Below are 5,147 nucleotides of genomic sequence, written 5' to 3' on the forward strand. Positions count from 1 at the left end.
AAGAGCTTCCGCAAACTGAACGCACCACAGCTTGTCGGAAAAGTAGCGCGCGGGACGAAGTATGACAATGGCAAAGAGATGAGGGTCGCCGCCTAGTATCTTTTTACACACCTATTGACAACGGCTCTCGTTGGCAGCTGCAGGTTTTACCGGAGTGGCCGCGACGCAATCGCAGACCTTGACGTCGGCGACGTATTCTTGCTTACAGACTTGACAGTACTTCATCGTTGCTTCTCAAAGAAGATTAGGATCATCAATAATCCAGCTTCTGCCACGACCCTCTGACACGCACGCTACACCTTTTATTACGAACCGCCCCGTCAGGCAAGAGCATGGCTTGCGATAGCATGCTGTTATCGCGGCGCAACCGGCGGACAATGAATGTTGCCGGCAACCGGCGCTGCCCAAGATTCGTAGCAACAAGTTAACGTTGACTCCGTTACGGCCGCACCATAGTATGCTGTCACTTTAAGGAGGCATTTTCATGGCTGATGTCAGCGACATGCGCGGATATATCGATCTGCTCAAGCAAATGGGCGAGCTCCGTGAGCTCGACGGCGTCGATCTCAACCTGGAAGTTGGCGCCCTCACCGAACGCGCTGCGGAGCGCGAAGGCGCTGCGCTATTGTTCAATAAATTCAAAGACTACCCGGGCGGTTTTCGAGTGATCTCGAATGTCTTTCGCACCTGCCGGCGCACTGGCCCGGCGATGGGCATCAAGGCTGAAAACGGCGTTGAATATCTCTACGAATGGCGCAAGAAACTCGCCGCTTACAAACCCGTGCCGGTGCAGCAAGTGGAAGGCGGACCGGTATTTGAAAATCAAATGGCCGAAAAGGACGTCGACCTCCACAAGTTCCCCGTGCCCAAATGGCATGAGCTCGACGGCGGCCCCTACATCGGTACCGGCTGCGGCGTCATCACCAAAGATCCGGAGACAGGCAAGGTCAACATCGGCACCTACCGGGTGATGATCCAGGACAAGAACCACGTGTCGGTAAAAATGAATATGGGCAAGCACGGCCGGCTCGCCTTTGAGCGCGCTCGCGACGCCGGCAAGCCGCTGCCGATTGCGATCACACTCTGCCAAGGGCCGGCGGTTTTTCTCGCCGCGCAGATGCCGCTGCCGCCTGATGTCAACGAATTCGAGTTCGCCGGCTACCTGCAGGGCTCACCGGTGCCGGTGGCGCGCGGCGCCGTGACCGGCTTGCCGATTCCAGCCAACGCTGAGATCGTCCTCGAAGGCGAGCTGCCGCCGATGAAAGATGAAGAGATGCCCAAGGAAGGCCCCTTCGGCGAGTGGCCGGGATATTTCACCGAAGAAAATGTCGGCGAGACTCCGGTGATGACGGTCAAGCGGGTTTACTATCGCAACGATCCGATCATCCTCGGCGCGCCGCCACTCAAACCGCCGGCGAGTTATCTGCCGATGCCATTGGGTGCGGCGACTTTATGGGAGCAACTCGAAAAGGCCGGCATCCCGGACGTGAAAGGCGTTTGGGGTTTTGTCTATGGCGGTCAGCCCGGGCCGTTTACCGTGGTGTCGATCAAGCAGCGCTACGCCGGCCATGCCAAGCAGGCACTGCTAGTCGCGGCTGGCGCCCGCGCCGGCGCCTACGGCGGCAAGTTCGTCGTCGTTGTCGATGACGACATCGACATTACCAACCCGGGCGAAGTTATTTGGGCGATCGCGACGCGCTGCTATGTCCGCGACGGCATCGACGTCGTGAAAGACGTCTGGGCCTCGGTCTGCGAGCCCGCCCTGCCGCCCGAAGAGCGCTCGCCGCGCGGCTATACTTCGGACCGCGTGCTGATCGACGCCTGCCGGCCATACAAGTGGATGGATCAATTCCCGGCGGTCAATGCCTTTGAAAAAGAGTTTAAGGATAAGATTGAAAATAAGTTTAAGCTATAAGCTTTGTTTGTAAAGACAGAGTTGGCGAACACCACCAGCAGGCGCCCAATGCTTTGGCGAATTTCAACGTCAAACTAACTGACATCGGCACTGACCAAAGGAGCAAGGTATGGGCTTGATCGAAGTCTTGAGTTTGGCACTCGGCAGCGCGTGGACCTCAGGTATAAACCTCTACGCAACGGTTTTTGTGCTTGGCATTGCCGGCCGCACGGAGATGATCAACCTGCCGCAGAACCTCGAAGTGCTGAGCCACCCGGCGGTTATTGCGGTTGCCTGCGTGATGTATCTGGTCGAATTTTTCGCCGACAAGATTCCCTACTTGGACAGCGGCTGGGACGCGCTGCACACGTTTATCAGGATTCCCGCCGGTGCTCTCTTGGCGGCGGGTGCGGTGAGCGATTTAAATCCGGCGTTGGAAATGGCGGCGCTGCTCGCCGGCGGCACCGTCGCGGCCACCGCCCATGGCGTTAAAGCGACGACGCGCTTGGCGATCAACACCAGCCCCGAACCGTTTACCAATTGGACCGCGAGCGTTGCCGAAGATGCCGCCGTGGTGGGCGGCGTCTGGATGATTTTCAACTACCCCTATGTCATGCTCGGCCTGCTAGTGGTCTTCATCGCCCTGACCCTTTGGCTCTTGCCGAAATTTTTCCGCAAAGCCAAACAGGGCTTTCAGGCGCTGCGCGGCCGCCTGAACGGCAAGCCCAATCAACCATCGCCGCCGGCGGTGACACCACAATTGAGCTAACCCATGGCCAACGAGACCAACTCACTACCGGCGACGCCGTTAACGTTAGACGGCTCGTACCTCCTCCATCAGATGTTCCGTGTGCGCTGGTCGGCCTGGCAGGCTGCTGGCGCCACCGGGCGCAAGCACGTGCTTGAGCACAGCGCCGGGCAGTTGTCGGCCATGGAAGCCAACCCGCAGGAGGCCAGCGGTTGGTTTTCCTTGCTCGGCCACAAGGGCGATTTGATGTTCGTCCACTTCCGCAAGACTCTCGAAGATTTGAATCAAGCCGAATTGAGCATCACCCAAACCCCGCTGCAGGAATTTCTCGAGCCGACGACTTCCTACGTTTCGGTCGTCGAGCTCGGCATCTACGAGGCCTCGGTGAAACTCTACGGGGAATTGGTCGCCAAAGGGCTGCAGCCCGGCACCGGCGAATGGAACCGCGAGGTCGACGCCGAGCTCGCCAAGCAACGCGCCGCTTCGACAGCGCGGCTCTATCCCGAGATTCCGCAGCGCCGCTACGTTTGCTTTTATCCGATGAACAAATACCGCGGCGAGAGCAAGAACTGGTACAGCGAGTCGATTCAAGAACGGCAAAGAATGATGCGCGAGCACGGCATGATCGGCCGCCACTACGCCGGCCGCGTAACCCAGATCATTTCCGGCTCCATCGGCTTCGACGACTGGGAATGGGGCGTCGATCTGTTCGCCGACGATCCGCTGGTTTTCAAGAAACTCGTCTACGAGATGCGCTTCGACGAAGCCAGCGCGGTGTACGGTTTGTTCGGAACCTTCTACGTCGGCCTGCGCTTCCCCGCCAGCCAGCTCGGCACTTTGCTAGACGGCAAGACGCCGGGATTTAAATAGAGCCTGCAACACGCTGGTCATCGTTTCCTTCAGGGGTGTCAGTTCTTCCGCGTCGAGTTCGAATCTGCCCGTCCGACAATTAAGGTTAGCCGCTGGTTAGGGCTTCAAAATTCGGCTCACGTCTGGTCCTCAAGAAACTCCACGTCTTTCCGTACCATTGGTTGACCATCTCGCCAACGTCCTTGCCTTTCTTGCCGGCAATGTGTTCGAGTTTGCTCTGCAACTTTGGCTCCAGATAAGTGGGCAACCGCAGTTCCGCACCTTTGCGGTAAAACTTTCCTCTAATTGCTTTGGAAAAATCGTATTCTCGTCTCATCGCTACTTCCGTTGATATTGCTTCTTTTCGCTCGTCGTTGCTTTTCGGACCGATATCAAACGTACTCGTGCCCCGATCTTCCACTACTTCATCAAACGTGTGTGAGATAACAAGATTACGAACTCATCGTTGGGATCACGCAGAAGCGGACGCCACAAAAAGTGAATCGACTGGCGCCTGCCGACAGAGCAAAGATAGTCGACGATAGTGGTTACTGCCGAAGCTGCGGTTGCGACGCCGACGCGCTCGATGCACACTGGGTTCTATAGGGCGCTGGCCGTAAGGCCATGTCGTGTACATATGGCGATCAGCTTCTCGACATTCGGTTGATCGGGGGCGATTTCGCGATCTATTTCCGCAAACATCCTCGACGCACCGAGTCGTGAAGTTATAGAAAGCATTGCGCCGCCGCCGCTACGCCAGCGGAACCAATGCCTCGTGCCCGCAGGAACATGCACCAATGTTCCAGGGAGCGCGGTGACCGTCTCGTCCTCTCCGATGCTGGAATCGACCTCGCCATGGGTCACATAGAACGACTCGTCCCACGGGTGGGTGTGCGGCACCGGACCACTGCCTTCGGGCCCGGCTTGGAGAAAAATCTCATAACCTCCGGTAACCTCTCCGGACGCTAGCACCGTAATGTGCTCTCCGACAACATTCAGCGGACGCGTATAGTCTTTCGTTGTAGTGAAGAATGCTTTTGCAGTCATTGGTGATCTCCTGAAAGCGTTTGGTTTGCAAACATTGCGACCTGCCCTACGAATGATGCCGTACGCCGTCTGCGAGAAATCGCCGGTCAGAGGCTTAACGATGCAGTTCAGCCGCGGCCGGCGAGGAGCAAAGCAACGAGCCGGACGTCGGCTGGAACGAGTTGTTAGGCATCATCATACGAAAGATCATCTGGATCAACCCCGACGTAATCCGGCTCGGGCATGGCATGAAGGCGTATTGACATGATGTGTGTCTGGCCTTGCAGCAGCGCTCTGGCCACGCGATGCATCCCATCCATCACGCGACCTTCAGGTGAGAGAATTATTGGGTATGTAAGGTCAGCCTCCTTGATGAGCCGCATATGTTCAATCAGATCACGGCGTAGGCGGAGGGTCTTCTGTGTTGAACCAGTACGGCTCGTCAATTTCCTGGATGAAAGAAAGCGCGACAGCTCTAGGCTGAACAGAATTTGCAAGATCAAGAGCCGTTGTCAATAGGTGTGTAAAAAGATACTAGGCGGCGACCCTCATCTCTTTGCCATTGTCATACTTCGTCCCGCGCGCTACTTTTCCGACAAGCTGTGGTGCGTTCAGTTTGCGGAAGCTCTT

At 57.1% G+C, this 5,147-nt stretch carries 5 protein-coding genes; 3 read left to right on the plus strand and 2 right to left on the minus strand.

The window, feature by feature from the left end; all coding sequences use genetic code 11:
- Nucleotides 1-484 precede the first annotated feature (484 nt).
- From FJ145_26410 to FJ145_26420, 3 genes are all read left to right on the plus strand, one after another.
- Entirely contained in the window at nucleotides 485-1,915 is a 1,431-nt protein-coding gene (locus FJ145_26410; protein MBM4264944.1) for a UbiD family decarboxylase, read from the plus strand.
- 109 nt (nucleotides 1,916-2,024) lie between these two features.
- Nucleotides 2,025-2,663, plus strand: a complete 639-nt coding sequence (locus FJ145_26415; protein ID MBM4264945.1) for a DUF4126 domain-containing protein — start codon at nucleotides 2,025-2,027, stop codon at nucleotides 2,661-2,663.
- A gap of 3 nt (nucleotides 2,664-2,666) precedes the next feature.
- A complete protein-coding gene (locus tag FJ145_26420; protein MBM4264946.1) occupies nucleotides 2,667-3,512 on the plus strand; it encodes a heme-dependent peroxidase in 846 nt (281 codons plus the stop codon).
- 85 nt (nucleotides 3,513-3,597) lie between these two features.
- Here FJ145_26420 and FJ145_26425 read toward each other — a convergent pair whose 3' ends face one another.
- Complete coding sequence (locus tag FJ145_26425) at nucleotides 3,598-3,912, minus strand: hypothetical protein (protein ID MBM4264947.1); 315 nt, start codon at nucleotides 3,910-3,912, stop codon at nucleotides 3,598-3,600.
- Between the two features lie 179 nt (nucleotides 3,913-4,091).
- Nucleotides 4,092-4,538 carry a cupin domain-containing protein gene (locus FJ145_26430; protein MBM4264948.1) on the minus strand — a complete coding sequence of 149 codons (447 nt, stop codon included), beginning with the start codon at nucleotides 4,536-4,538 and terminating at the stop codon, nucleotides 4,092-4,094.
- Between the last annotated feature and the right edge of the window lie 609 nt (nucleotides 4,539-5,147).

The sequence above is a fragment of the Deltaproteobacteria bacterium genome (genome assembly GCA_016874755.1).
Taxonomy (GTDB): Bacteria; Desulfobacterota; Binatia; order UBA9968; family UBA9968; genus DP-20.

Bases quoted from the DNA above. Each gene is read 5' to 3' on its own strand.
- FJ145_26410 (MBM4264944.1), top strand. From the start codon at position 485: ATGGCTGATGTCAGCGACATGCGCGGATATATCGATCTGCTCAAGCAA.
- FJ145_26430 (MBM4264948.1), bottom strand. From the start codon at position 4,538: ATGACTGCAAAAGCATTCTTCACTACAACGAAAGACTATACGCGTCCG.
- FJ145_26415 (MBM4264945.1), top strand. From the start codon at position 2,025: ATGGGCTTGATCGAAGTCTTGAGTTTGGCACTCGGCAGCGCGTGGACC.
- FJ145_26420 (MBM4264946.1), top strand. From the start codon at position 2,667: ATGGCCAACGAGACCAACTCACTACCGGCGACGCCGTTAACGTTAGAC.